This is a genomic window from Streptomyces sp. H27-H1, from assembly GCF_026627445.1.
Classification (GTDB): domain Bacteria; phylum Actinomycetota; class Actinomycetes; order Streptomycetales; family Streptomycetaceae; genus Streptomyces.
Genome location: NZ_JAPNLJ010000029.1, coordinates 1 through 22533 on the forward strand (window position 1 = coordinate 1; position 22533 = coordinate 22533).

At 73.4% G+C, this 22533-nt stretch carries 16 protein-coding genes; 8 read left to right on the top strand and 8 right to left on the bottom strand.

Annotation, left to right across the window (positions count from 1 at the left end; genetic code table 11):
• Positions 1 to 566: 566 nt before the first annotated feature.
• Together OTB20_RS27055 and ptsP are read left to right on the top strand one after the other, a co-directional pair.
• On the top strand, positions 567 to 1016 hold the full coding sequence (locus OTB20_RS27055; RefSeq protein ID WP_267821348.1) for a PTS sugar transporter subunit IIA: 450 nt from the start codon (positions 567 to 569) through the stop codon (positions 1014 to 1016).
• A gap of 74 nt (positions 1017 to 1090) precedes the next feature.
• Positions 1091 to 2761, top strand: coding sequence for a phosphoenolpyruvate--protein phosphotransferase (ptsP, locus tag OTB20_RS27060; protein ID WP_267821350.1), 1671 nt, complete (start codon positions 1091 to 1093; stop codon positions 2759 to 2761).
• Positions 2762 to 2848: 87 nt separating this feature from the next.
• Here ptsP and OTB20_RS27065 read toward each other — a convergent pair whose 3' ends face one another.
• Both OTB20_RS27065 and OTB20_RS27070 read right to left on the bottom strand, forming a co-directional pair.
• The gene (locus OTB20_RS27065; RefSeq protein ID WP_267821352.1) at positions 2849 to 3766 is read right to left on the bottom strand and encodes a hypothetical protein; all 918 of its coding nucleotides are present in this window, start codon (positions 3764 to 3766) and stop codon (positions 2849 to 2851) included.
• 70 nt (positions 3767 to 3836) lie between these two features.
• Positions 3837 to 5816: an acetoacetate--CoA ligase gene (locus OTB20_RS27070; RefSeq protein ID WP_267821354.1), complete on the bottom strand. Its 1980-nt coding sequence runs from the start codon at positions 5814 to 5816 to the stop codon at positions 3837 to 3839.
• A gap of 244 nt (positions 5817 to 6060) precedes the next feature.
• Here OTB20_RS27070 and OTB20_RS27075 point away from each other — a divergent pair, with 244 nt between their 5' ends.
• Entirely contained in the window at positions 6061 to 8439 is a 2379-nt protein-coding gene (locus tag OTB20_RS27075) for a glycoside hydrolase family 31 protein (protein WP_267821356.1), read from the top strand.
• Between the two features lie 181 nt (positions 8440 to 8620).
• Here the strand turns inward: OTB20_RS27075 and OTB20_RS27080 are convergent, their stop codons facing one another.
• Entirely contained in the window at positions 8621 to 9130 is a 510-nt protein-coding gene (locus OTB20_RS27080) for an NUDIX domain-containing protein (protein WP_267821358.1), read from the bottom strand.
• 29 nt (positions 9131 to 9159) lie between these two features.
• Between OTB20_RS27080 and OTB20_RS27085 the strand changes: the two genes are divergently transcribed.
• From OTB20_RS27085 to OTB20_RS27100, 4 genes are read left to right on the top strand one after another with little or no spacing between them, the layout of a single operon-like run.
• A complete protein-coding gene (locus OTB20_RS27085) occupies positions 9160 to 9906 on the top strand; it encodes a M15 family metallopeptidase (RefSeq protein ID WP_267821360.1) in 747 nt (248 codons plus the stop codon).
• A 13-nt stretch (positions 9907 to 9919) separates the two neighbouring features.
• A complete protein-coding gene (locus tag OTB20_RS27090; protein ID WP_267821362.1) occupies positions 9920 to 10312 on the top strand; it encodes a DUF962 domain-containing protein in 393 nt (130 codons plus the stop codon).
• A 32-nt stretch (positions 10313 to 10344) separates the two neighbouring features.
• Positions 10345 to 10800: a Zn-ribbon domain-containing OB-fold protein gene (locus tag OTB20_RS27095; protein ID WP_267821363.1), complete on the top strand. Its 456-nt coding sequence runs from the start codon at positions 10345 to 10347 to the stop codon at positions 10798 to 10800.
• Positions 10797 to 11996 carry a lipid-transfer protein gene (locus OTB20_RS27100; protein WP_267821365.1) on the top strand — a complete coding sequence of 400 codons (1200 nt, stop codon included), beginning with the start codon at positions 10797 to 10799 and terminating at the stop codon, positions 11994 to 11996. The genes OTB20_RS27095 and OTB20_RS27100 overlap by 4 nt, the downstream gene beginning before the upstream one ends.
• A 178-nt stretch (positions 11997 to 12174) precedes the next feature.
• On the opposite strand, the gene OTB20_RS27105 is transcribed toward OTB20_RS27100, so the two are convergent.
• From OTB20_RS27105 to OTB20_RS27120, 4 genes are read right to left on the bottom strand one after another with little or no spacing between them, the layout of a single operon-like run.
• On the bottom strand, positions 12175 to 12801 hold the full coding sequence (locus tag OTB20_RS27105; RefSeq protein ID WP_267821367.1) for a GTP-binding protein: 627 nt from the start codon (positions 12799 to 12801) through the stop codon (positions 12175 to 12177).
• Positions 12782 to 13216, bottom strand: coding sequence for a DUF742 domain-containing protein (locus OTB20_RS27110; RefSeq protein WP_267821369.1), 435 nt, complete (start codon positions 13214 to 13216; stop codon positions 12782 to 12784). The genes OTB20_RS27105 and OTB20_RS27110 overlap by 20 nt, the downstream gene beginning before the upstream one ends.
• 11 nt (positions 13217 to 13227) lie before the next feature.
• On the bottom strand, positions 13228 to 13665 hold the full coding sequence (locus OTB20_RS27115; protein ID WP_267759327.1) for a roadblock/LC7 domain-containing protein: 438 nt from the start codon (positions 13663 to 13665) through the stop codon (positions 13228 to 13230).
• Positions 13662 to 16799 carry a nitrate- and nitrite sensing domain-containing protein gene (locus OTB20_RS27120; protein ID WP_267821371.1) on the bottom strand — a complete coding sequence of 1046 codons (3138 nt, stop codon included), beginning with the start codon at positions 16797 to 16799 and terminating at the stop codon, positions 13662 to 13664. Before OTB20_RS27120 ends, OTB20_RS27115 begins: the two co-directional genes overlap by 4 nt.
• A 361-nt stretch (positions 16800 to 17160) precedes the next feature.
• Here OTB20_RS27120 and OTB20_RS27125 point away from each other — a divergent pair, with 361 nt between their 5' ends.
• Positions 17161 to 17631, top strand: coding sequence for a hypothetical protein (locus OTB20_RS27125; protein WP_267821373.1), 471 nt, complete (start codon positions 17161 to 17163; stop codon positions 17629 to 17631).
• Positions 17632 to 17792: 161 nt separating this feature from the next.
• Here the strand turns inward: OTB20_RS27125 and OTB20_RS27130 are convergent, their stop codons facing one another.
• The gene (locus OTB20_RS27130) at positions 17793 to 22520 is read right to left on the bottom strand and encodes a collagen-like protein (protein ID WP_267821376.1); all 4728 of its coding nucleotides are present in this window, start codon (positions 22518 to 22520) and stop codon (positions 17793 to 17795) included.
• Positions 22521 to 22533: the final 13 nt, after the last annotated feature.

Below are 22533 nucleotides of genomic sequence, written 5' to 3' on the forward strand. Positions count from 1 at the left end.
ATCAACTTTTGGCGTTGATTTTTGGCACGCTGTTGAGTTCTCAAGGAACGGACGCTTCCTTTGTACTCACCCTCTCGGGCTTTCCTCCGGGCGCTTCCTTCGTTCTTGTGTTTCCGACTCTATCAGAGCCAGTCCCACTTGTTTTCCGCCTTCCAGGTCATCCGCTTTCGCGTTTTCCCTTTCCGGCGAGTCCGACTCTATCAGTCCTTTTCTCTCCCTCTGACCACTCTCTGTTTTGCCGAATAGGCATGCAGAAAGGAGCCGAGATCAAGATCAGAATAAGAAGGAGGAGGAGCCCCGTCCATCAGCCGTTCGCGAAATGTTCACGCGGGGCTTCCTGGCGGGAGTCACGACAGTACAGGTCTGCCGGATCCCAAGCAAATCGATTCAGGCGTATGGTCTAGTCCACCGGTCTAGTCCACTAGTCTCCGTGCCGAAGGACCAGTCCAGTTCGGGACCAACATCCGGCGAACCCGAACATCTTGTGACTTATCCTTCTGAAGAGTACGCCGTTCGCGACAGGTAGTGACGGCGACACGAAGAAGCCCCACCCCTGGGAGGCCCCCATGACCAGCGTGACGTCCCCACTTGCCGGGACCGCCATCGGACTCGCGGCAGTGCCCGACCCGGTGTTCTCCGGCGCGATGGTGGGACCGGGCACCGCTATTGACCCTGTGCGCGAGCCTTCGGAGGCGGTGTCCCCCGTAGACGGTGTAGTCGTCTCCCTGCACCCGCACGCGTACGTCGTCGTCGACGGTGAAGGCCACGGTGTGCTCACGCACCTGGGGATCGACACCGTTCAGCTCAACGGCGAGGGCTTCGAGCTGCTCGTCAACAAGGGCGACACCGTGACCCGCGGCCAGGCCGTCATCCGCTGGAACCCCGCTGCGGTCGAGGCCGCCGGCAAGTCCCCCATCTGCCCCATCGTGGCGCTGGAAGCGACTGCCGACTCCCTCACTGACGTCGTCGAGGCCGGAGACATGAAGGCCGGAGACGTTCTCTTCGGCTGGCATTGACGTATCCGCCTGCTCGGGCGGACCGGACATCCAACGCGGCGGGTGGATCCGCCGCTCAATCGGAGACAGGTGAAATGGAGACAACGCTGCGAGGCGTCGGCGTGAGCCACGGTGTGGCGATCGGCGAGGTTCGGCACATGGGCACGGCGGTTCTCGAACCGCCGGCGAAACAGATCACCGCGGACGAGGCGGAGCGCGAACAGGGGCGCGCCCGTCAGGCCGTGGAAGCTGTGTCGGCCGACCTGATCGCCCGGGGCCAGCTGGCCGGTGGCGAGGCCCAGCACGTGCTCGAGGCCCAGGCGATGATCGCCACGGACCCCGAGCTCATGGCGGACGTCGACCGGCGCATCGCCGTCGGCAGCACCGCCGAGCGCGGTGTGTACGACGCGTTCGCCGCCTACCGCGTCCTGCTCGCCGGGGCCGGTGAGTACATGGCCGGCCGTGTGGCCGACCTGGACGACGTGCGCAACCGCATCGTCGCGCGCCTGCTCGGCGTGCCGATGCCGGGTGTGCCCGACAGCGACGAGCCGTACGTACTGATCGCGCGGGACCTGGCTCCCGCCGACACCGCTCTGCTCGACCCGGCGCTGGTCCTCGGTTTCGTGACCGAGGAAGGCGGCCCGACCAGCCACAGCGCGATCCTCGCGCGGGCGCTGGGCGTGCCCGCCATCGTGGCGCTGCCGGGTGCCGGTGAGATCGCCGAGGGCACGCTCATCGCCGTCGACGGCAGTACCGGTGACCTGTTCGTGGAGCCGAGCGCGGCGAAGCGGGCCGAGCTCGAGGCTTCGGCCGCCGAGCGCAAGGCCGCGCTGTCCGCGTCCTCCGGTCCTGGTGCCACGTCCGACGGTCACAAGGTGCCGCTGCTGGCCAACATCGGTGGTCCGGCGGACGTGCCTGCGGCCGTCGATGCCGGGGCCGAGGGTGTGGGCCTGTTCCGCACGGAGTTCCTCTTCCTGGACGACAGCAAGCACGCGCCGACCGAAGAGAAGCAGGTCGAGTCGTACCGCAAGGTCCTCGAAGCCTTCCCCGAGGGTCGTGTCGTCGTACGTGTCCTGGATGCCGGCGCCGACAAGCCGCTGGACTTCCTGACCCCGGCCGACGAGCCGAACCCGGCTCTGGGCGTCCGTGGTCTGCGTTCGCTGCTCGACCACCCGGACGTGCTGCGTACGCAGCTCACGGCGCTGGCCAAGGCCGCCGAGGGGCTGCCGGTCTACCTCGAGGTCATGGCCCCGATGGTGGCCGACCGGATCGACGCCAAGGCGTTCGCGGACGCCTGCCGTGAGGCCGGGCTGCGGGCGAAGTTCGGTGCCATGGTGGAGATTCCCTCCGCCGCGCTGCGGGCGCGCTCGATCCTCCAGGAGGTCGAGTTCCTCTCGCTGGGCACCAACGACCTGGCCCAGTACGCCTTCGCCGCCGACCGTCAGGTCGGCGCCGTATCGCGGCTGCAGGACCCGTGGCAGCCCGCGCTGCTCGACCTGATCGCCATGTCGGCCGAGGCCGCCAAGGCCGAGGGCAAGAGCTGTGGCGTCTGTGGCGAGGCTGCCGCCGACCCGCTGCTGGCCTGTGTGCTGACGGGGCTGGGTGTCACCTCGCTCTCGATGGGTGCCGCTTCGATTCCCTACGTGCGGGCGACGCTCGCCAAGTACACCCTCGCGCAGTGCGAGCGTGCGGCTGCTGCCGCGCGTGCCACGGACAGCGCCGAGGAGGCCCGTGTGGCCGCCCAGGCGGTGCTGTCCGGCGAGTAGCCGGATGGTGTGTCGTCGACGTTCGAGGGGCCTTCGCCGGTGGCGGGGGCCCCTCGGCCGTTGCCCGGTGGGCGGCGTCCGCCCGGCTCAGTGGTGCGGGCCCGGTTCGTCCACCTCGTAGCCGGGGCAGTAGTCGACGCCGGGCTCGGGGGCCACGGGATCTCCGGTGTCGGCGTCGGTGCAGTAGGCGTTGAAGACGGCCGCCGCCGAGAGGGGTACCAGGCGGCCACGGTCCAGGCGCCAGCCGTGGACGCGGTCCCGGCCGCTGTCGGTGGTGCTGCGCAGGACCAGTCCCCCGGGTCCGCCGAGGGCAAGGCCCGCGGCGAGTACCGTCACGAAGTCGAGGCCGTCGCGGCCGTCGACCCGGGGCCGGATGCCCGGGCCGCTGTCCGCGTGGAGCACCGCCACGAGCTGTTCCTCCCGCGCCGGGACGCTGCACACCAGGTGGTGGTGGCCGGGGCCGGCCCGGTCCACCAGGTGCCGGAGCGCTCGGGTGGCGCGCTCGATCGAGGCGGTCCCGATGTCCTCGCCGCAGTCGGCGCAGCGGCCCACTTCGGTCAGCAGCGAGCGCGCGTACTCCCAGGTGGCCTGCCGGACGGCCGCGTCCACGAGGAGCGGGACCAGTTCGTCGATGGGCTGGCCGGCGTACGGAAGGCCGCCGGCGCCGCCGGCCAGTTCGGCGGTGAAGCGGGTGCGGGCCCCGGAGGTGTCCGGGTCCAGTCCGTAGTCCGCGCAGAAGTCGGCGTACTCCTCCGGGTCGAAGAGGGTGACGGTGGTGTGGATGCCCTGGGCCGCGAGGGAGCGGAGCAGCCGGTCGACGTGGTCCAGGTAGTCGCGGTGGTCGTCGAAGGTGAAGCTGCGGTACCCGCGCATGGCCGCGAAGTCCCCGGCGTCGGCCAGGAGGCCGACGGTACTGGGGGCTTCGCGGCGCAGGGTGCGGCGCCTGCCGTTGCGGGCCGGACGTCCCGTGGTCGCTGCGGTCCTGGTGTCGTTCGAGCGTGGCATGGTTCCCCCTGAGTAACGCGATCACTTGCTCACTCAGAGTAATCACCGCCACTGACAGTGGCCGTGGGCGTCAGCCCCGGGTGCGGGCGAGCTCCTCGTAGAAGTGCAGGAGTTCGAGGTTGTCGACCGAGCCCGGGTTGACCGCCTTGGCCATGGGGGCGCCCTGCAGGAGGCGTTTGACCGGGACCTCGATGCGCTTGCCGGTGAGGGTGTGCGGGATGCCCGGGACTTCGATCACCTCGTCGGGGACGTGGCGCGGGGAGAGCTCCTCGCGGATCGTCGCCTTGATGCGGGAGCGCAGCCCGTCATCGAGGACGGCGCCGGGCACGAGGTGGACGAAGAGCGGCATCCAGTAGCCGCCGTTCGGCTCCTCCAGGCCGATGACCAGTGATTCCTTGATCTCGGGGAGTCGCTCGACGGCCTCGTAGATGTCCGCGGAGCCCATCCGGACGCCCTGCCGGTTCAGGGTGGAGTCGGAGCGGCCGTGGATGACGACGGAGCCGTGATCGGTGATCGTGATCCAGTCTCCGTGGCGCCAGACGCCGGGGAACATCTCGAAGTAGCTGTCGCGGTAGCGGCTGCCGTCGGGGTCGTTCCAGAAGCGGATCGGCATGGACGGCATGGGGCTGGTGACGACCAGCTCGCCGACCTCGCCGGTGACGGGCTTGCCGGAGGCGTCCCAGGCCTGGAGGTCCGTGCCCAGGCAGGCTGCCTGGAGTTCACCGATGTGGACCGGGAGGGTGGGGACGGCGCCGGCGAAGCAGCTGCAGACGTCGGTGCCCCCGCTGACGGAGGCGATCCACAGGTCCTCGGCCACTTCGTCGTGGAGCCAGCGGAAGCCGTCGGGCGGCAGCGGGGATCCCGTGGTGGCCACGCACTTCACGGCGGAGAGGTCGAAGTCGCGGGAGGGATGGACATCGGCCTTGCGGCAGGCCATCACGTAGGCGGCGGACGTCCCGTAGAGGGTGGCTCCGGTCCGCTCCGCGATGCGCCACTGGGCTCCGGTGTCGGGGAAACCCGGGCTGCCGTCGTAGAGCACGACGGTGGTTCCGGTGAGCAGGCCGGAGACGAGGAAGTTCCACATCATCCAGCCGGTGGAGGTGTACCAGAAGAAGCGGTCCTCGGGGCCCAGGTCGCAGTGCAGGCCGAGCTGCTTGAGGTGTTCGAGGAGGATGCCGCCCTGCGACTGGACGATCGCCTTGGGCAGGCCGGTGGTGCCGGAGGAGTAGAGGACCCAGAGCGGGTGGTCGAAGGGGACCGGCTCGAAGACCGGCTCGGTGTCGCCCGAGGTCAGGGCGGACCATTCGAGGGCGCCCGCGGGGGCCGGCGTACCGAGGAGCGGGATGTGTACGACGGCGCGCAGCGACGGGAGCTCGGCGCGCAGTTCGGCGACGGTATCGCGGCGGTCGTGTTCCTTGCCGCCGTAGCGGTAGCCGTCGACGGTGAAGAGGACCACCGGCTCCACCTGCTGGAAGCGGTCCAGGACGCTGCGGGCACCGAAATCGGGGGCGCAGGAGGTCCAGACGGCGCCGACGGCGGCGGTGGCGAGGAGCGCCGTGACGGCCTCGGGGATGTTGGGGAGGTAGCCGCTGACCCGGTCGCCGGGGCGTACGCCCAGGGAGCGCAGTTCGGCGGCGAGCGCGCCGACCTGGCGGCGGAGCTCGGCCCAGGTGACGGGGGTGGGCTCGTGGGTCTCGTCCACGTGGAGCAGCGCCGCGTCGGCGGCGCGCGCCGGGTCCTCGGCGGCGCGCAGGGCGTGCTCGGCGTAGTTGAGGGTGGCGCCCCGGAACCAGACCGCGCCCGGCATGGACCGGTCGGCGAGGACGCCCTCGTACGGGGTGGTGAAGCGTACGTCGAACCACTCGGCGACGGCCTGCCAGAAGGTGTCCAGGGCGTCTACGGACCAGCTGTGCAGGGCCGGGTAGCCGCCGTCCGCGGGGGCGCCGTGGTGTTCGGCGGCCCAGGCCTGGAAGGCGGTGATCCGGGCCGCGGCGATCCGGTCGGGGCCCGGGGACCAGAGGGGCTCGGAGGGGGTGGCTGCTGCGGTCATGCGTCGGCTCCCGGTCACGTCAGCGGTTCGCGCTTCGTGTGCGTGTCGTCGTGTGTGGTGTGGCGTCTGGTGTCCGTACGGTGCCACCGCGCGCGGGGTGTGCGTGCGACGGCTCACAGGGACGATGCCATGTGATCGACATCCGCACCAGAGTCGTCATCGGCGGTCGGCTGTGATCCTTTTGCGGGTGAACGGCAGTTGAACGGCACCTTCTGGACCAGGTGGCGGTGGCAGGGTGGGCACCATGGACGGTCGTGGGCTGGTGCGTGCGGTGAAGGACCTCGGCGGCGAACAGGGGCGGCGCGCCTGGCGCTCGGCCTGGCGCAACCGGCGCGTGGACGCGGCGGGGCTCATACCCCGGGGCGTGGAGCGGGCGCGGGTGCCGGGTCTGCTGACCGGTACGGAGCCCCGGCCGGGCGGTGGGGTGCTCCGGTTCACCCGTTCGACGCTGCTGGTGCGGGTCACCGTGGGTGGGGCGGTGTTCTGGGGCTGGGACGGCAGCGAGCCCACTCCCTCGTACGCGGTGGTCGGCAGCGGGCCGGAGCCCGATCCGCGTGCCGTACTGGAGCCGGACACCGGCGGCGGCTGGCGGGTGGTGTCCGAGCGGGTGACGGTGGCGGTGTCCCGGCACGGGGCGGTGGAGGTGCGCGCGCCCGGCGGGACGGTGCTGCGGCGGGATCTGCCGCCACGCTGGTGGGAGCCCGTGCGGGCGGCCGGGGACCCGGAGGGGTCGGCGGGCGGAGCGGGCGGCGCCCGGTGGCTGCTGCGCAGTGAGGTGGCGGCGGACGCGCGGGTGTTCGGGCTCGGCGGGCGATCGGTGGGGCCGCGGCTGCGGGACGGGAGCTACCGGCTGTGGAACACCGATCCCAAGGGCGGGTTCGGGTCCGGGCCCGGCGAGGACCCCTTGTACATCACGATGCCGGTGCAGCTGGTGGTCGCGGACGCGGGCACGCACCTGGTCTTCCACGACAACTCCTGGGACGGGCGGGTGGTGCTGCGGGAGGGCGAGGAGGGTGCGGGCTCGGGGGCGGACCGGCCGGGGTCCTGCGAACTGCGCGTGGAGGGCGGCCCCTTGCGGTGCTGGGTGCTGGTGGGGCCGCCCGGGCGGGTGCTGCAGGGCTGGTCCGGGCTGACGGGCGCGGCGGCCGTGCCGCCGGAGTGGGCGCTCGGCTACCAGCACGCGCGGTGGGGGTTCGGGAGCGCGGCGGAGGTGCGCCGGATCGTGGCGGGGTACGCCGAGCACCGGCTGCCGCTGTCGGCCGTCCATCTGGACATCGACCACTACGACGGCCACCGGGTCTTCACCGTGGACCGCGAGCGGTTCCCCGATCTTCCCGGACTGGCGAAGGAGTTGGCCGAGGGCGGGGTCCGGCTGGTCTCCATCGTCGACCCGGCGGTGAAGGCCGGCGACCCGCTGCACACCTCGGGGCTCGCGGTCGGCGCGCACGGGGCCTTCGTACGGGACGCGGCGGGGCGGGAGGTCCGGGGGGAGGTCTGGCCGGGCGAGTGCGCGTACCCGGACTTCACCGATCCGGCGGTTCGGCACTGGTGGGGCGGCCAGTACGAGGAGCGGCTCGCGCAGGGCTTCGCCGGGGTCTGGCACGACATGAACGAGCCCGTCTCCTTCGCCCCGTTCGGGGACCGGACGCTCCCCCGGTCGGCGCGGCACGCGCTGGACGGGGCCGGCGGGGACCACCGGGAGGCGCACAACGTGTACGCCCTCGGCATGGCGCGCGCCGGCTGGGAGGGACTCGTACGGCTGCGCCCGGCCGAGCGGCCCTTCCTCTTCTCCCGGTCGGGGTGGGCGGGGATGCAGCGGTACGGGGGCACGTGGTCCGGTGACGTGGAGAGCAGCTGGGACGGCCTGCGGTCCTCGCTGGCACTGGTACTGGGCCTCGGACTGTGCGGGGTGCCCTACTCGGGGCCGGACATCGGCGGGTTCTGGGGTTCGCCCTCGCCGGAGTTGTACCTGCGGTGGCTGCAACTGGGCTCCTACCTGCCGCTGTTCCGGACCCACTCGGCCATCCTGGCCGGGCGGCGGGAACCGTGGGAGTTCGGTGCGCGGACGACGGAGGCCGCGCGGGCCGTGCTGGCGGAGCGGGAGCGGCTGCGCCCGTACTTCGTGACGCTCGCCCATCTGGCGCGGCGGACCGGAGCCCCGTACGTACGGCCGTTGTGGTGGGGATCCCCGGAGGACCGGGCGCTACGGGACTGCGAGGACGCGTTCCTGCTGGGCGACGCGCTGCTGGTGGCTCCGGTGCTGGAGTGCGGGTCGGACCGGCGGGCGGTGCGGTTGCCGCGCGGGCGCTGGTACGACACGGCGACGGGCCGGGCTCACGAGGGGCCGGGCCAGATCCTGCTGGACGCGCCGCCGGACCGGATCCCGGTGCTGGCACGGGCCGGGTCGCTGCTGCCGGTGCGGGCGGCCGACGGGTCGGTGGCCCTGGAGGTGTGGGCCCCGGCGCGGGGCCGCACGGGCGGCGGGGTGGTGATCCGGGACCCGGGGCCGGGCTTCGAGCCGGGCGAAGTGGAACGGTACGCGGTGCGGTGGGCCGGGGACGCGGTGGTGGTGGAGGACGGGGCCGGGGAACGGGTGGAGGGAGTGGTGTTGCGGGGGCTCTGAGGGGGGCGGCTCACAGCCTGGCCGGTAGTGCGGGTCGGGCCCGTTCAGCCTGGGGAGACCCGGGGCCCGGGCGGTCGGGCCTGTCGGGGCCCGGGTCTCCCGGGGCCCTGAAGGCGCGGGCCCGCCGGCCGGCGCGGACCGGGGGCCCTTCGCGCCGAGTAGTCCCGGGCCGGACGCGCGGTCACGCGTACCGGCCCTCGAACCAGGCGCGGGCCGCCTTCGTGTGGAGGGGGAACGCCAGTTGCTCCGAGCCGCGCAGGACGTGCCAGCCGGTGGTTTCGTCCGTCGGGGCGGACGCCGGGAGGGAGGCGGCCGGGCGGACGGGCAGGAGGCCGAAGACGAGCAGGTGGCCGGCCGGGGAGCTGTGGGTGTCGGCGAGGGCGACCTCGGAGGCCGGGGCGTGGATGCCGGTCTCCTCGCGGAGTTCGCGGACGACCGACTCGCGCCAGTCCTCGCCGAAGTCCATGAAGCCGCCGGGCAGGGCGACGCCGCCGAGGGCGGGCTCGATGGTGCGGGTGATCACCACCAGGCCGGTGCCGAGCTCGTCCTCGACGGGGAGCAGGGCGACGGCGACCGGGAGGGGGTTGCGGTAGGCGACCGCCCCGCACGAAGGGCAGGTACGGGGCCAGTCGGCCGCATCGAACAGGGCTCCACAGGCGGAGCAGTGCGAGTCCTTCAGGTGCGCCGGCATGCGGCGATGGTATGCCAAGGGGCATGCGGATGGCGGTCGTTGCGGGATGGGTGGGAGCGCTCGGAGTGCTGGGGGCGGCAGGGGCGGCGGGAGGGGCGGGGGTGCCGGTCGCGTCCGGACCCGCGGCCGCGGACGGGCCGGGGCCCGCCGCCGGCTTCGCCGTCGTCGCGGAGGTGGATCCGAGCATCGGGCAGGAGATGCGGTACGCCACCCCGCGCAATTTCACCGGCGCGGTCGTGGACGGGTACGACGAGCCGGTCTGCCTGCTCGCGCGGTCCGCCGCCGAGGCGCTGCGGCGGGCGCAGCGCGAGGTGTTGCGCAGCGGGTACTCGCTGCTGGTGTACGACTGCTACCGGCCGCAGCGGGCGGTCGACCGGTTCGTGCGGTGGGCCCGGGACGGGGCGGATCAGCGGACCAAGGCGGAGTTCTATCCGGAGGTGGCGAAGGACCGGCTGATCCCGGAGGGGTACATCGCCGAGAAGTCCGGGCACAGCCGGGGCAGCACCCTCGACGTGACCCTGGTGGGCCTCGGTGCCGGCCGCCGGGAGCCGCTCGACATGGGGACCCCGTTCGACTACTTCGATCCGCTCGCGCACACCGACAGCCCGCGGGTGACGGGCGTGGCCCGCGAACACCGGGAGCTGCTGGGGCGGGTGCTCGGCGGGCAGGGGTTCGTGAACCTGCCCGAGGAGTGGTGGCACTTCACCTACAAGCCGGAGGCGTTCCCGGACGCGTACTTCGACTTTCCCGTCTCTGTCGCCTCCGTTCACCGCTGAGTAGCGTGCCCGCATGACTTTCAATTCGTACGAGGAGTTCTGGCCCTACTACGTCGCCATGCACTCCCGCGCCGCCACCCGCTGGATCCACCTCACGGGCACTCTCACCGGTCTGGCCCTCACCACCTACGGGCTGGCGCGCGGCCGGAAGCGCTTTCTCGCCGCGCTCCCCCTGATCGGGTACGGGACGGCGTGGCCGGCGCACTTCCTGATCGAGCGGAACAATCCGGCCAGCTTCGGCAATCCGGGATGGTCGCTGCGCGGGGACGCGCAGATGATCCGGATGATGCTGGCCGGGCGGGACGCGGAGCTCGGCGAGATCGCGCGGAAGTGGCTCGCGGAGAACCCGTGCACGCCGGTGCGCTCCCGGGGGTGCGATCCCGCGCGTTCCCTGGCAGACTCCTGACGGTTCGTCAGATACCGGTTTCGGGAGGGGTCTTGGAACGCACACGTACACCCGTCGTCGGCGGGTGGTTCACCGGGGACGACGCGGACGGCGGGTTCCGTCTGCTCGGCACCCGGTGCTCCGCCTGCGCCGCGGTGTTCTTCCCGCGCGAGGACGCCTACTGCCGCAATCCGCGCTGCCCGGGCGACGGCGAGCTCGCCGAGACCCCGCTGTCCCCGCGCGGCCGGGTCTGGTCCTACACCGACGGGCGGTACCGGCCGCCCGCGCCATACGTGTCCGACCCGGACGCGCCCTGGACCCCGTACACCTTGGTCGCCGTGGAGCTGGAGGCCGAGGGGATGGTCGTCCTCGGGCAGGCGGCGCCCGGGGTGGGCATCGGCGATCTGGCGGTCGGCATGGAGGTCGAGGTGGTCGGCGGCGTGCTCAACGAGGAGGCCGGCACCACCTGGACCACCTGGCACTTCCGGCCCGTGGGGGTGAGCGGATGAGCTCCTCCGCGGGCGACATCGCCGTCCTCGGGGCAGGTATGCACCCGTGGGGCAAGTGGGGCCGCAGCTTCGTCGAGTACGGGCGGGCCGCCGCCCGGGCCGCGCTCGCCGACGCCGGGCTCGACTGGACCGACGTGCAGTCCATCGTCGGGGCCGACACCGTACGGTCCGGCTACCCGGGATACGTGGCCGGAGCCACCTTCGCGCAGGCGTTGGGCTGGCAGGGCGCCCGCGTGACCAGCGTCTACGCGGCCTGCGCGTCCGGCGCCCAGGCCATCGGCGCGGCCCGGGCGCAGATCATGGCCGGCCTGGCCGACGTGGTCCTGGTGGTCGGTGCGGACGCCGCCCCGAAGGGGTTCTTCGCACCGGCGGGCGGCGACCGGCCGGACGACCCGGACTGGCTGCGCTTCCGGGTCCTGGGGGCCACCAACCCGGCGTACTTCGCGCTGTACGCCCGGCGCCGCATGGCCCTCTACGGGGACACCGGTGAGGACTTCGCGCAGGTCAAGGTGAAGAACGCGGCGGCCGGGCTGCTCAACCCGAACGCCCGCTACCGCAAGGCCGTGACGGCCGAGGAGGTGGCAGCCTCGGCGATCGTCGCCGATCCGCTGCGGCTACTGGACATCTGCGCCACCTCCGACGGGGGCGCGGCGCTGGTGCTGAGCAGCATGGACTTCGCGCGCTCCCGGGGGATCGCGGACCCGGTGCGGATCCGGGCGGTGTCCACGGTGACGCCCACGTATCCCCGTACCGTCCTGGACCTGCCGGACATCGCCACCGACTCGACGACCGCCGCGGTCCCCGTGCCCGGCTCCTTCCGCGCCTCGATCGCGCGGGCCGCGTACGAGGAGGCGGGTCTCGGGCCGGACGACCTCTCGCTCGCCGAGGTCTACGACCTGTCCACCGCGCTCGAGCTGGAGTGGTACGAGGACATCGGCCTGTGCGGTGAGGGCGAGGGGGCCAAGCTCGTGCGGGACGGCGCGACCGCGCTCGGCGGGCGGATCCCCGTCAACACCAGCGGCGGACTGGCGTCGTTCGGGGAGGCGGTGCCGGCGCAGGCCATCGCCCAGGTGTGCGAGCTGACCTGGCAGCTCCGGGGCACTGCCGGGGACCGGCAGGTGGCGGGAGCGCGGGCCGGAATCACCGCCAACCAGGGGCTGTTCGGGCACGGATCTGCGGTCGTCGCCGTGCGCTAGTGCTGTGGAGCGGGGACCGGTGGACCGGTGAACAGGGGCTGCTGTCCGAACGCTTGACGGCCCCCGGTGACGGGTTCACACTCTCTCCACGGTCCCGGGCCGCCACCGGGACATCCGATCCCCCCATGAGAGCTGCGGCCCGTACCCCAGTCGGCGGGGGTACGGGCCGCCTCCATGTCTAGGCCTCCGCCGTGAGGCTCCGGCGGCGGGCCCTGGCCAGGGTCATCGCGTGTTCCACGACCCCCACCAGGACGTCCTTCACCGACTCCCGGTCCCGCGCGTCGCACAGCAGCACCGGCACCTCGGGAGTGAGGTCCAGGGCTTCCCGAACGGCCACCACGGGGTGCTGGTCGGCTCCGGCGAAGCAGTTCACTGCCACCACGAAGGGGATCTCGCGCCGTTCGAAGTAGTCGATGGCGGCGAAGCAGTCGGCCAGCCGACGGGTGTCCGCGAGGACGACCGCGCCGAGCGAGCCCTGGGCCAACTCGTCCCACAGGAACCAGAAACGGTCCTGTCCGGGGGTGCCGAACAGGTACAGCACCAGGTCCTCGCGCAGGGTGATGCGCCCGAAGTCCATGGCCACGGTGGTCGTGCTCTTGCCTTCCACTCCCTCGATGTCGTCGATACCGCGGCCCGGCTCGGAGAGGCGTTCCTCCGTCCGGAGCGGTCGAATCTCGCTCACTGCACTGACCAGGGTGGTCTTGCCCACCCCGAAACCGCCCGCGACCAGGATCTTCAAGGTCAGCGGCTCTACCGGCGTCACGGCATGCATGGCGCCGGTGCGGCTAGAGCGCCCGAAGGCCATCGATCACCTCACGCAGTACGGATTCGTCGGGCAGTTCGGCCGGGGGGACCGGCCGGGTCACGTGTACCAGTTCGTCGTCGACGAGATCGCCGATCAGGACGCGGACGACCCCGACCGCGAGATCGAGCTCGGCCGCGAGTTCCGCGACGGACTGTGGGCGCAGCCGGCACATCCCGAGGATGTGGGCGTGTTCCGGGGACAAGGTCGCGTCCCAGACCGGGTCCTCGGCCGCGGATTCCGCGACCACCAGCGCGATCAGGTCGAGCCGGTGCTGTCCGGCGTGGCTGGTCCGGCCGCGGGTCATCGCGTACGGACGCACCACCGGACCCGCGTCATCGTCGAACCACTGGTCGCAGGCGGCGTCGGACGCGGCGGCGGGGGTGTGGGCGGGCTGGTCCTTGTCGGAATCGCTCATGCCGTCCGATCTCACCCTCCGGCTGGCAGCCCGGTGCGCGGGGCGGTCGCCAGGTGGTCTCCGACGCGCTTGACCATGAGGGTCATCTCGTACGCGACCTGGCCGACGTCGGAGTCCGCGTCGGCGAACACCGCGAGGCAGCTGCCGTCGCCGGCCGCCATGACGAAGAGGAACGCCTCGTCCAGCTCGACCACGGTCTGGCGGACCTTGCCGGAGTCGAAGTGGCGGCCGACGCCCTTGGCCAGGCTGTGGAAGCCGGAGGCCACCGCGGCAAGGTGCTCACTGTCCTCCCGGGTGAGGTCCTTGGAGCTGCCGGTGGGCAGACCGTCGCCGGAGAGGACCACTGCCTTGCGGATACTGGCGACCCGGTCGACGAGCTCGTCGAGGAGCCAGTTGAGCGGGCCGGAGCCACGGCCCCTGGTGTCATTGCCGGACTGCGGTGCGGTCATCGACCGTCCCCTTCGTTCTCGCATCCGGAACCGGTGGCGGCAGGGGTGCCGGCCTCGGTCGCGGACTGGTGTGGTGCGTTCTGCTGCGCTTGCCGTGTCCGGCCGGCCTGCTCTGCCTGCGCCGACTGATCTGCTTGCTCTGCCTGCTCTGCCTGCTGCCGCGCGTGATGGTCGCGGCCCGCGGTCCAGCCGCGCTGGAGCGAGGACATGCGCCGGCGTACGTCCTCCGCGTCGCGGTCGGCCCCCCGGTCGGCGGCGGCTTCGGCGGGTGCGGGGGCCGGGCCCTCCTTGAGCTGGGGCGCGAGGTTGGCCTGTCGGATCCGGCGGGGCAGGGTCGTGGCCTTGCCCGGACCCTGCGTCGCCGGACCGGGCCGGAGCGGCCCGGACGGAGCCGGGGCGGAGTGCGCGGTCGCGGCGTGCGCCGGCGCGTTCGGGACCAGCCCCTCCTGCGCGGGGTCCGGGACCGCCGAGACGGGACGGGGCTCGACGCGGCGGCCGTGGTCGGCGACCAGGGTCGGGGCGGGCCGGCGACGCGGGAGCGGCACGGCGCCCGGCGAGCGGGGACCGTCGGGGCGGGTGGAGTCCGCGCGCGCGGACTCCAGGCGGACCGGGCCGGTGGGCGGCAGGGGCTCACGGTCCCGGTGGTCACGGTCGCGGCGCTCACGGCTCCGGTCGCGGTCCCGGTCGTGGTTGCGGTCGCGGAGGCTTTCCCGGCCCGCGTCGCGTTCGGCGAGACGGGCACCGCCCCGCTCGGCGGGGGTCTCGGCGGACCGGTCGCCCTTCCAGAGGCCCGCGCGGTCGCCCGAGCCGTCCGCGGCCCTCTCGCCCATCCGGTCCGCCACGCGCTCGATCTTCCGGGGACCGCCGTGGTCGGTGTGCCGCTCCGTGTGCGGGCGGCCCGCCGGGCGCAGGCCGAGCAGGGAACTGCGCGAGAAGCCGTTCGGCGGGGTCTCGTCGTCGAGGGTGGCCATGGCGGGCCTGCCCCTGGCTCCGGAGACCGCGGCGAGCCCGGTGGCGCCCGCCCTGCCGGTGGGGGCGTCCTCCAGGGCCGGGCCGGGCTCGTCCAGCCCCAGCATGCCGATCGGGGCCTCCAGTTCGACGGGGCCGCGCAGTCCGGCGCCGGACGGGAGCCCGCGGTCGGCGCCGGCGCTCTCGACGACGACCTTCGGGCGGGCTGAGCCGGCCGGGCCGCCGATCGCCCTGCCACCGGCCAGGCGAATGCCGGCGCCGTTGGTCTCGGGAGCCTCCGTCAGCAGGGCCACCGGGAGGAAGACCACCGCGGTGGTGCCTCCGTAGGGGCTGATCTGGAGGCGCACCTTGACGTCGTGCCGGTGCGCGAGGCGGCTGACCACGAACAGGCCGAGCCGGTCGGTGTCGGAGAGTTCGAACTCGGAGGTCTCGGCGAGCCGGAGGTTCGCGTCGAACAGCGCCTCGGAGGTCATGCCGAGGCCGCGGTCGTGGATCTCCAGGGTGAAGCCGTTGGCCACGGGCTCGCCGAGAACCTGGACCGCTGTGTGCGGAGGGGAGAAGACGGTGGCGTTCTCCAGGAGTTCGGCGATGAGGTGGGTGACGTCGGCCACGGCCGGGCCGGCGATGCCCAGCCGCGGCAGCCGGCGTACCTCGATGCGCTCGTAGTCCTCCACCTCGGCGACGGCCGCCCGTACGACGTCCATCAGCTGGATGGGCTTGCGCCACTGGCGGGAGGGCGCGGCGCCGGAGAGGATCACCAGGCCCTCGGCGTGGCGGCGCATGCGGGTGGTCATGTGGTCGAGGCGGAAGAGGTCGGCGAGCTCCTCGGTGTCCTCGGTGCGCCGCTCCATGGTGTCGAGCAGGGTGAGCTGGCGGTGCAGCAGCACCTGGTTGCGGCGGGCCAGGTTGACGAAGACCTCGGAGACCCCGCGTCGCAGTTCGGACTGTTTGACGGCGGCCTCGATGGCTGCCCGCTGGAGGGAGTTGAGGGCCTGGCCGACCTGGCCGACCTCGTCCTTCTCGTACTCCAGGCGGGGGGCCTCGGTCTCCACGTCCACGTGTTCGCCGGCCGCGAGGCGGCGCATCACGCCGGGGAGGCGGATGCCGGAGACCTCGTGGGCCTCCTTGCGGAGCCGGGACAGGTCGCGGATCAGGTCTCGGCCGATGCGTACGGACAGGACGAGGGAGACGATCAGGGCGATGAACCCGAGGACGCCGGCGAGGGCGGCCTGGACCAGGACGTCCATGGCCACGGGCTCTACGCGCTCCTGGTAGCGGTCGCCCGCGGCGGTGCCCATGACGGCGAGCTCTTCGAGCACCTTGCCCGCGGCCTCGTCCCACTGGGCCGCGGTCACGTTGCGCGGGCTGTGGGTCGGGCCCTGGACGAGGAACCGTTCCTCTGCCTCGCGCAGGGAGCGGCTCTCCGGGTTGTTCCAGTACTGCTCGAACTGCTCCCGGTCGGAGGCCGGGAGGATCGCGAGGTTGAACTCGTAGAGCAGCTTGCGGTTGGCCACGAGGTCGGAGACGTGCCGGATGTCCGCCTGGCTGACGTTGCGGGCGGCGAGGGCCCCGGCGACGAGGGCGTCCTCGCGCGAGAGCGTCTCGCGGGCGCGGGTGACGCCGACGAGGGCGCGGCCCTGCTTGTCCATCTCCACGTTCTGGAGCGCGTGGAGGTTCATGAGGAACTCGTAGCAGGGGTCCACGAGCCGGTTGTAGAGCTCCAGGGCCTGATTGGTGTCGAGGGAGCCCCCGTCCACCGCGCTGCGCAGTGCTCCGATGCTGCGGAAGGCTTCGAGGATGGAGCTCAGGCGCTCGGCGGCGCCCGGGGTGAGTTCGTCGACGAGGTCGGGGTCCCTGGCGTCGGCGGAGATCCTCTCCACCATCTCGTCCGTCGCCGCGCGGCTCTTGTCCAGCCCGGTGGTGGCGTTGGAGGCGCGCGGGTCGCCGATGACCACGAGGGTCTGGCGGCGCTCCTTCTGGATGACGCGGACGACGTCCTCCACCGGGTAGCCGACCTTGTCTATGACGTAGGCGACGCCGAGCAGTTGGACGGCCTGTCGGCCGGTGATCACCGTTGCGAAGCCCCAGAGGGCGGTCAGGGAGACGAGCGGCACAAGGAGCAACGCCACGATCTTCCGGCGGATGGACTTCCCGCGAAAGCGCATGGCCTCCCCAGCCTCCCCCAGCTCAACCCCGTTGTCGGAGGTTGGCGTTCCGTCAATTAAACGGCGTGAGCCTACTACTGCCGCGGCGAACCTTCGAAGACCTGTCCGGACGTTTTCGGCCTGACCCCCGGGCGAAGATCACGAGTTGTCCGATAGTTCCGGTGAAGTGCGGCCCGATATGTGGCAGATGACACTCGGTGGGGCCTCGGTACCCGCAGCAGAATGGATGGCTGGAATTCTTCGTTCCGCGACACTTCGGGACGGCTCGCGCATCCGGGATCCGGGAATCTCTCGGCCGCTTCGTGCGTCTAGCTGTTCGGGGCGGGGCATGAGCTGCCACGTGGAGGGCAGGGAGCTGAGCATGGCGAAGACGTACGAGGACGACGACGCGGGGGCCGGGGCGCCTGGGGAGCAGCCCCTGTGGGTGGAACAGCCGGCGGAGCGGCGGCGGATGCCGGACACGGTGCGGAGATCCGCCGTGCGCGCGGTGCTGATCGTGGCCGTGACGCTGACGGTCGCCACGATCACCTTCTTCCTGACGGTCACCGGCTCCTGGCTGGCCCTTCCCCTGTCGCTGGTCGCGATAGCGGGGACGGTCGTGGCCACGTGGGGGGTGCTCGACGTGCTGATCACCCGGCAGACGTGGAACCAGCGCTACGGAGTGGTCTCGGAGCCCAGCAGTACGGCGCGGGACCGGCGGCGCGAGCGGCGCAGGGTACGCCGGGAGGCCCGGGCGGCTCCCGGCGCGCCGGTGCGGCAGCCGGAGCGCATACCCGGGCGCGGTGAGGCCGCGGGCATCTGGCCGCCGCCGTCCGGCACCGGGCGGGGCTGACCCGTAGCGGACGGGACCGACCCGTACCGGGCGTTGGGCGCGTACGGGGGCCTGACGGGGCTCCGTGGGGCCCACGGCCGCCGTCCGGTCCGGGTGGGGCCGGGGCCCCCGCCGCACGGCCCTGCCGGGGCCCTCACACGGCGGCCCGGGCGAGGGGCTCGTCAAGAAGCAGGGGCGCCGCGGCGGAACATACGGGTTGCCGTGATCTCGCCGTGGATCGTCTCCCCGTCCGTGGACTGCTGCGGCAGTCCCGGGCGCAGGTGCTCCTCGACGCTGATGTACTTGAGCCCCGCGCGCAGGTCCGCGTCGTTGCGCAGCCGGATGACCAGCGGGAACTCGGCGAGAGCCGTGGTGTCGAAGAGACCCGTGGTGTAGAGGAGCTGGACGCCGAGCGCGTCCGAGACGGCCCGCTGGAGTTCCAGCAGGTACGTGGCGTTGGCACGCCCGATCGGGTTGTCGAGGAAGAGCGTGCCCGCGTGCCGCTGCTTGTCGCGGCCCCGGTCGTTGCTGCGCAGCGCCGCCATCGTGCAGTACAGCGCGATCGCGGCGGTGAGCAGCTGGCCGCCGGAGAAGACGTCGCCCATCTGGCCGACCGGGACCCGCTCGGCGCGCAGCACCGCATCAGGCTTGAGGATCTCCACCGCGATGCCCTTGGGCTCCAGGGCCGCCTGGACCCCGTGCAGCAGCAGGGACATGCCGTCGCGGCGGCCCTCGCCGAAGGAGGCGGTGCTGTTCTTCTTCACGGCGGCGCGGGTCGCCTCGTCGATGACCTCGCCGAGCCGCTCGGTGAGGGTGGCCTGGTCGGGCTCCTCGAAGCGGATGCGCACGAACTCCTGGCCCGACCACTCCCCCAGGCCCTCGGGGAGCTGGGAGAGCCGCTGGGCGGAGCGCAGGGTGGCCAGGGCCGATTCCACGAGGCCGCGCAGCCGGTCCACGATGCTGTCCCGGTTGCGCTCCAGCTGCGCCAGCTCGTCGGTGAGGACGCGCAGTCGCGGGGCGAAGGCCACGGCCCAGGCCGCGGCGTGCTCGGGCAGGGCCGAGGCGGGCAGTTCGCGGATCTGCTGGCGCGCGGGGGTGCGTACCGCCTCGTAGCGGTTGGCGTTGGCGTGCCGGACCAGGATGTCGCTCGCCTCGCGGACGGCGGCCTCGGCGGCCGACAGGTCGGCGGCGCAGCCCCGTAGCGAGCGGCGGGCCTCGGTGGCGGAGTGGCGGGCCTCCTCGAGGCTGCCGGGGTGCGCCGCCGGCTCCTGCTCGTCCTCCTGGTGGGTGTGGTCCCGCAGGAGGTCGCGGAGCAGGGCGGCGGTCTCGTCGAAGCCGCCGGCGCCCTCCTCTGCGGTGCGGTGGGCGCGCAGCAGGTCGGCGTGGGCGGCGCGGGCGGACTCCACGGCGGCGGTGTGGGCGGCGAGTTGGGCGGCGGAGGTACGGAGCATGGCCTGGGCGTCCTCGACGTCGTCGGGGATCAGCTCCTCGGGCAGCTCGGTGTGCGCCTCGCCCTCGGCGGGGGCGTGCCGTTCGGCCTCACCGCGGAGCCGGCCGAGCTGCTCGCTGGCGGCGGAGGCGCGGGTCTCCAGCATCTGCACGAGGGCTTCGGCGCGGGCCGCCGCGGCCTGCCGGGAGGGGCCGTCGGCGCCGTCGGTGCCTTCGAGCAGCTGGGCGGCGCGGGTGCGGACCTTGTTGGTGAGGCGGTCGAGTTCGGCGAGTGCCACGCTCTCGTCGCTCTCGGCGCGGGCCTGTTCGGAGCGCAGGTCGGCGCCGACGCCGACCTTCTCGTACAGCTGGGAGGCTGCGCGGTAGGCCTCGCGGAGGGCGGGGAGCGGCGCCTTGGCCGTGCCGTCGCCCTCGGGCAGCGGATCGGGGGCGCCGGCGATCTCGGCGCGCTCGGCGCGCAGGGCCCGGGTGGTGCGGCGGGCGTCGTCGGCGGCGCGCTGGGCGGCGCGGCGGTCCTCGTCGGCGGCCCGGGCCCGGTCGAGGCAGACCTCGGCGCGGGCCTCGGACTCGGCTGCTTCGTCGGCGAGTTCGCGCAGCTTGGCCTGCCAGCCGGCGCGCTCGCGCAGCCGGTAGGCGAGGCCCGCGAGGGCGTCCGCGACACGGCGGGCGCGCTGTGCGGTGTCCTGGCGCTCGTCGCGGACGCGGGTGGCGTCCGCGGCGGCCTCGTCTGCCTCGGCGCGTACGGTACGGGCCTCCGCGAGCTCGGCGTCCGTCTCCTCGGCGAAGCCGCGGGCGGCGGCGGCCTGCTCCGCGAGCTCGGCGAGGCGGCCGGGCGGGCAGCCGGTGCGCCAGGAGACGAGGCGGGCGGCGAGCTCGCGGTCGCCGGACAGTCGGGCGGCGAGCTCGCGGATCTCGGTGTCGCGGGCGGTGGCGCGGGCGCGCAGCGCCTGGCGCTCCTCGTCGGCGGCGTGCTCGTCGTGCATGGCGGGGTTCGGCGGGACGATGAAGATCCCCGACCCGGTGGAGTCCCCGGCGGGAGGAACGGGCGCCAGCAGGGCCGCGGCGGTGCCGACGGCGACGGTGGAGCGGGGCAGCAGGGCGGCGCCGGAGAGGACCTCGCGGGCCCTGGAGTGGGTGCCGGGGTCGGTGATGACGACGCCGTCGACGAGTTCGGGGCGGGCGGCGAGGACGGCGGCGTGGTCGGCCGGGTCCACGGACTGGGCGAGGTAGCGCCAGCCGGGGAGGGCCGGGATGCCGTGTTCACCGAGGTACTCGACGGTGGCGAGGACGTCGGGGCCGGGCGGCAGCAGTCCGCCGTCGCCGAGGGCGCCGAGGATGCGGGAGTCGTCGGCGGCGGCGGTGCGGAGTTCGAAGAGCTGGCGTTCGGCGGAGGCGACCGTGCGGGTGAGCAGTTCGCGCAGTCCGTCGGCGCCCCGGTCGAGGTCGGCGACCGTGAGGCAGCCGCCGGCCGTGGAGGTGTCCCGGGCAGTGACCCGCCCCGGGCCGCCGGGGGCGCGGTGGGCCGTTTCGGCCCCGGCTGGACCGGTGGCCGAGCCGGGCGCACCGGGATCCGTACCGGGCCCGGCCGTACCGGGCGTGCCCGGCGCTCCGGTGGCCTCCGGGGCTCCCAGGAGGGCGGCCAGGCGCGGGGCCCCGGCGAGGGATTCGGCGGCCCGGTGCTCGGCGTCGTGGGCGGCCTCGGCCGCGTCGGCGGCGTCCGCCGCGCGGGCGGCGGTGAGTTCCGCGCGGGATTCCACCGAGGCGGCCTCACGGGCTGCCTCGGCCGCCGCGCGGGCGCCCTCGCGGGATTCGTCCCAGGCGGCCACGGCCGTCTTCTCCGCGTCGGCGGCGGCCAGGGCGGCGCGCGCCGGGTCGGCGTCGGGTGCGGTGTCGTCGAGCCAGCCGGCCCGGACTGCCTCGGCGGTCTCCTGCTGGACCTCGGCGAGGCGGGCGCGCAGGTGCTCGGCCTCGCTGCGGGCCCGCTGGGCGGCCGTGGCGGCGGAGGTGGCGGCGCGGTGGGAGGCCTCGCCGGTCTCCTGGAGGACGGCGGAGCGCTCCTCCTCCTCGTTGGCGGCGCGCTCGCCCTGCTCGGCGGCGGCGTGCAGGGCCCGTACGAGCTCGGTGGCGGCGGTGGCCCGGGCCGCGAGCGCCGGGGCGGCGTCCCGCTCGGCCTCCAGGATCGCGACGGCGACCCGGGCGGAGCGGTCGGCGGCGGAGCGGTGGCGCAGGACGTGCTCGGCGGCCTGCCAGGCGGAGTGCAGGGTGCGGGCTTCGATGAGTTCGCGGCGCTGCGCGGCGGCGGCCTTGTCGGCGACGGTCAGGGCCAGCGAGGCGTGCCGGTAGGCCAGTTCGGCCGAGACTGCGGCGCTGCGGGTGCGTGCGGACTCGGCTGCGGTGACCTGGTGGGCCGCGCCGGTGACCCGCTGCGCGAGGTCGGCGGCGCGGCCGCGCTCCTCGGCGCCGCGTGCGGACAGCCGCCGGGCGAGGGTGCGGGTGCGGCGTTCGGCGCCGGCGTGGACGTCGCGCAGCCGGGAGCGGGCCCCGGTGGCCTCGACGATCTTGGTGAGGAGGTCCACGGACCCTGCGGTGAAGTCCCGTTCGGCCATCAGCTCGGCGCGGCGGCCGAGCTTGTTGCCGAAGCCGTGGACGAGGTCGGCGAGGCCGTCCGTGTCCCGGGTGTCGGTGACGGCGCGCAGCAGCAGGTCGGTGAAGTCGGAGTCCTTCTTGACCGCGAAGAGGCCGGCGGCCTCGCCCTCGTCCGCGTTCATCTCGCGCTGGTAGCGGAAGAGTTCGGGGTCGAGGCCGAGTTCGGTGAGGTGCTCGTTCCAGCGGTCGTGGATTTCCTCGAAGTACACCTCGAGGTGCGGGTACGCCTTGCCGGCCTCGGTCAGGCCGTCGCGGAAGCCCTTCATCGTGCGGCGCCGCCCCTGGGCGCCGGAGGCACCGTCCACGGGCGGGCGCACCAAGGTGGCCTCGGCCACCGGGAGGTTGTCCAGGCTGAGGCCCGGGCCGGGGCGGAAGGAGTACCAGGCTTCGGCGAACTTGCGCGGGTCGTTGGAGACTTGGCGTCCGCGCCACTCGCTGACCTTGCCGACGACCACGCATTCGCCGGTCTGGGTGTGCTGCCATTCCAGTGCCACGTGGCCGCAGTCGTCGGCCAGCAGGAACTTGCGCAGGACGCCGGAGCTGGCCCCGCCGAGGGTGTTGCGGTGGCCGGGCAGCATGACCGAGAAGATCAGCTTGAGCAGGACGGACTTGCCTCCGCCGTTCTCCAGGAAGAGCACGCCGGCGGGCGCGGGGCGGCGCGGCGGGCCGGTGGGCTCGTCCTCGAAGAACTCCGCCTGCGCGGGCGCCGGATGGGGCACCGGCTCGCCGACTCCGCGCAGGTCGAGCACGGTGTCGGCGTAGCGCGCGCCGGCGGGCCCGATGGAGTAGAGGCGGATCCGGGACAGCTCGTACATGGCGGCGGACTCT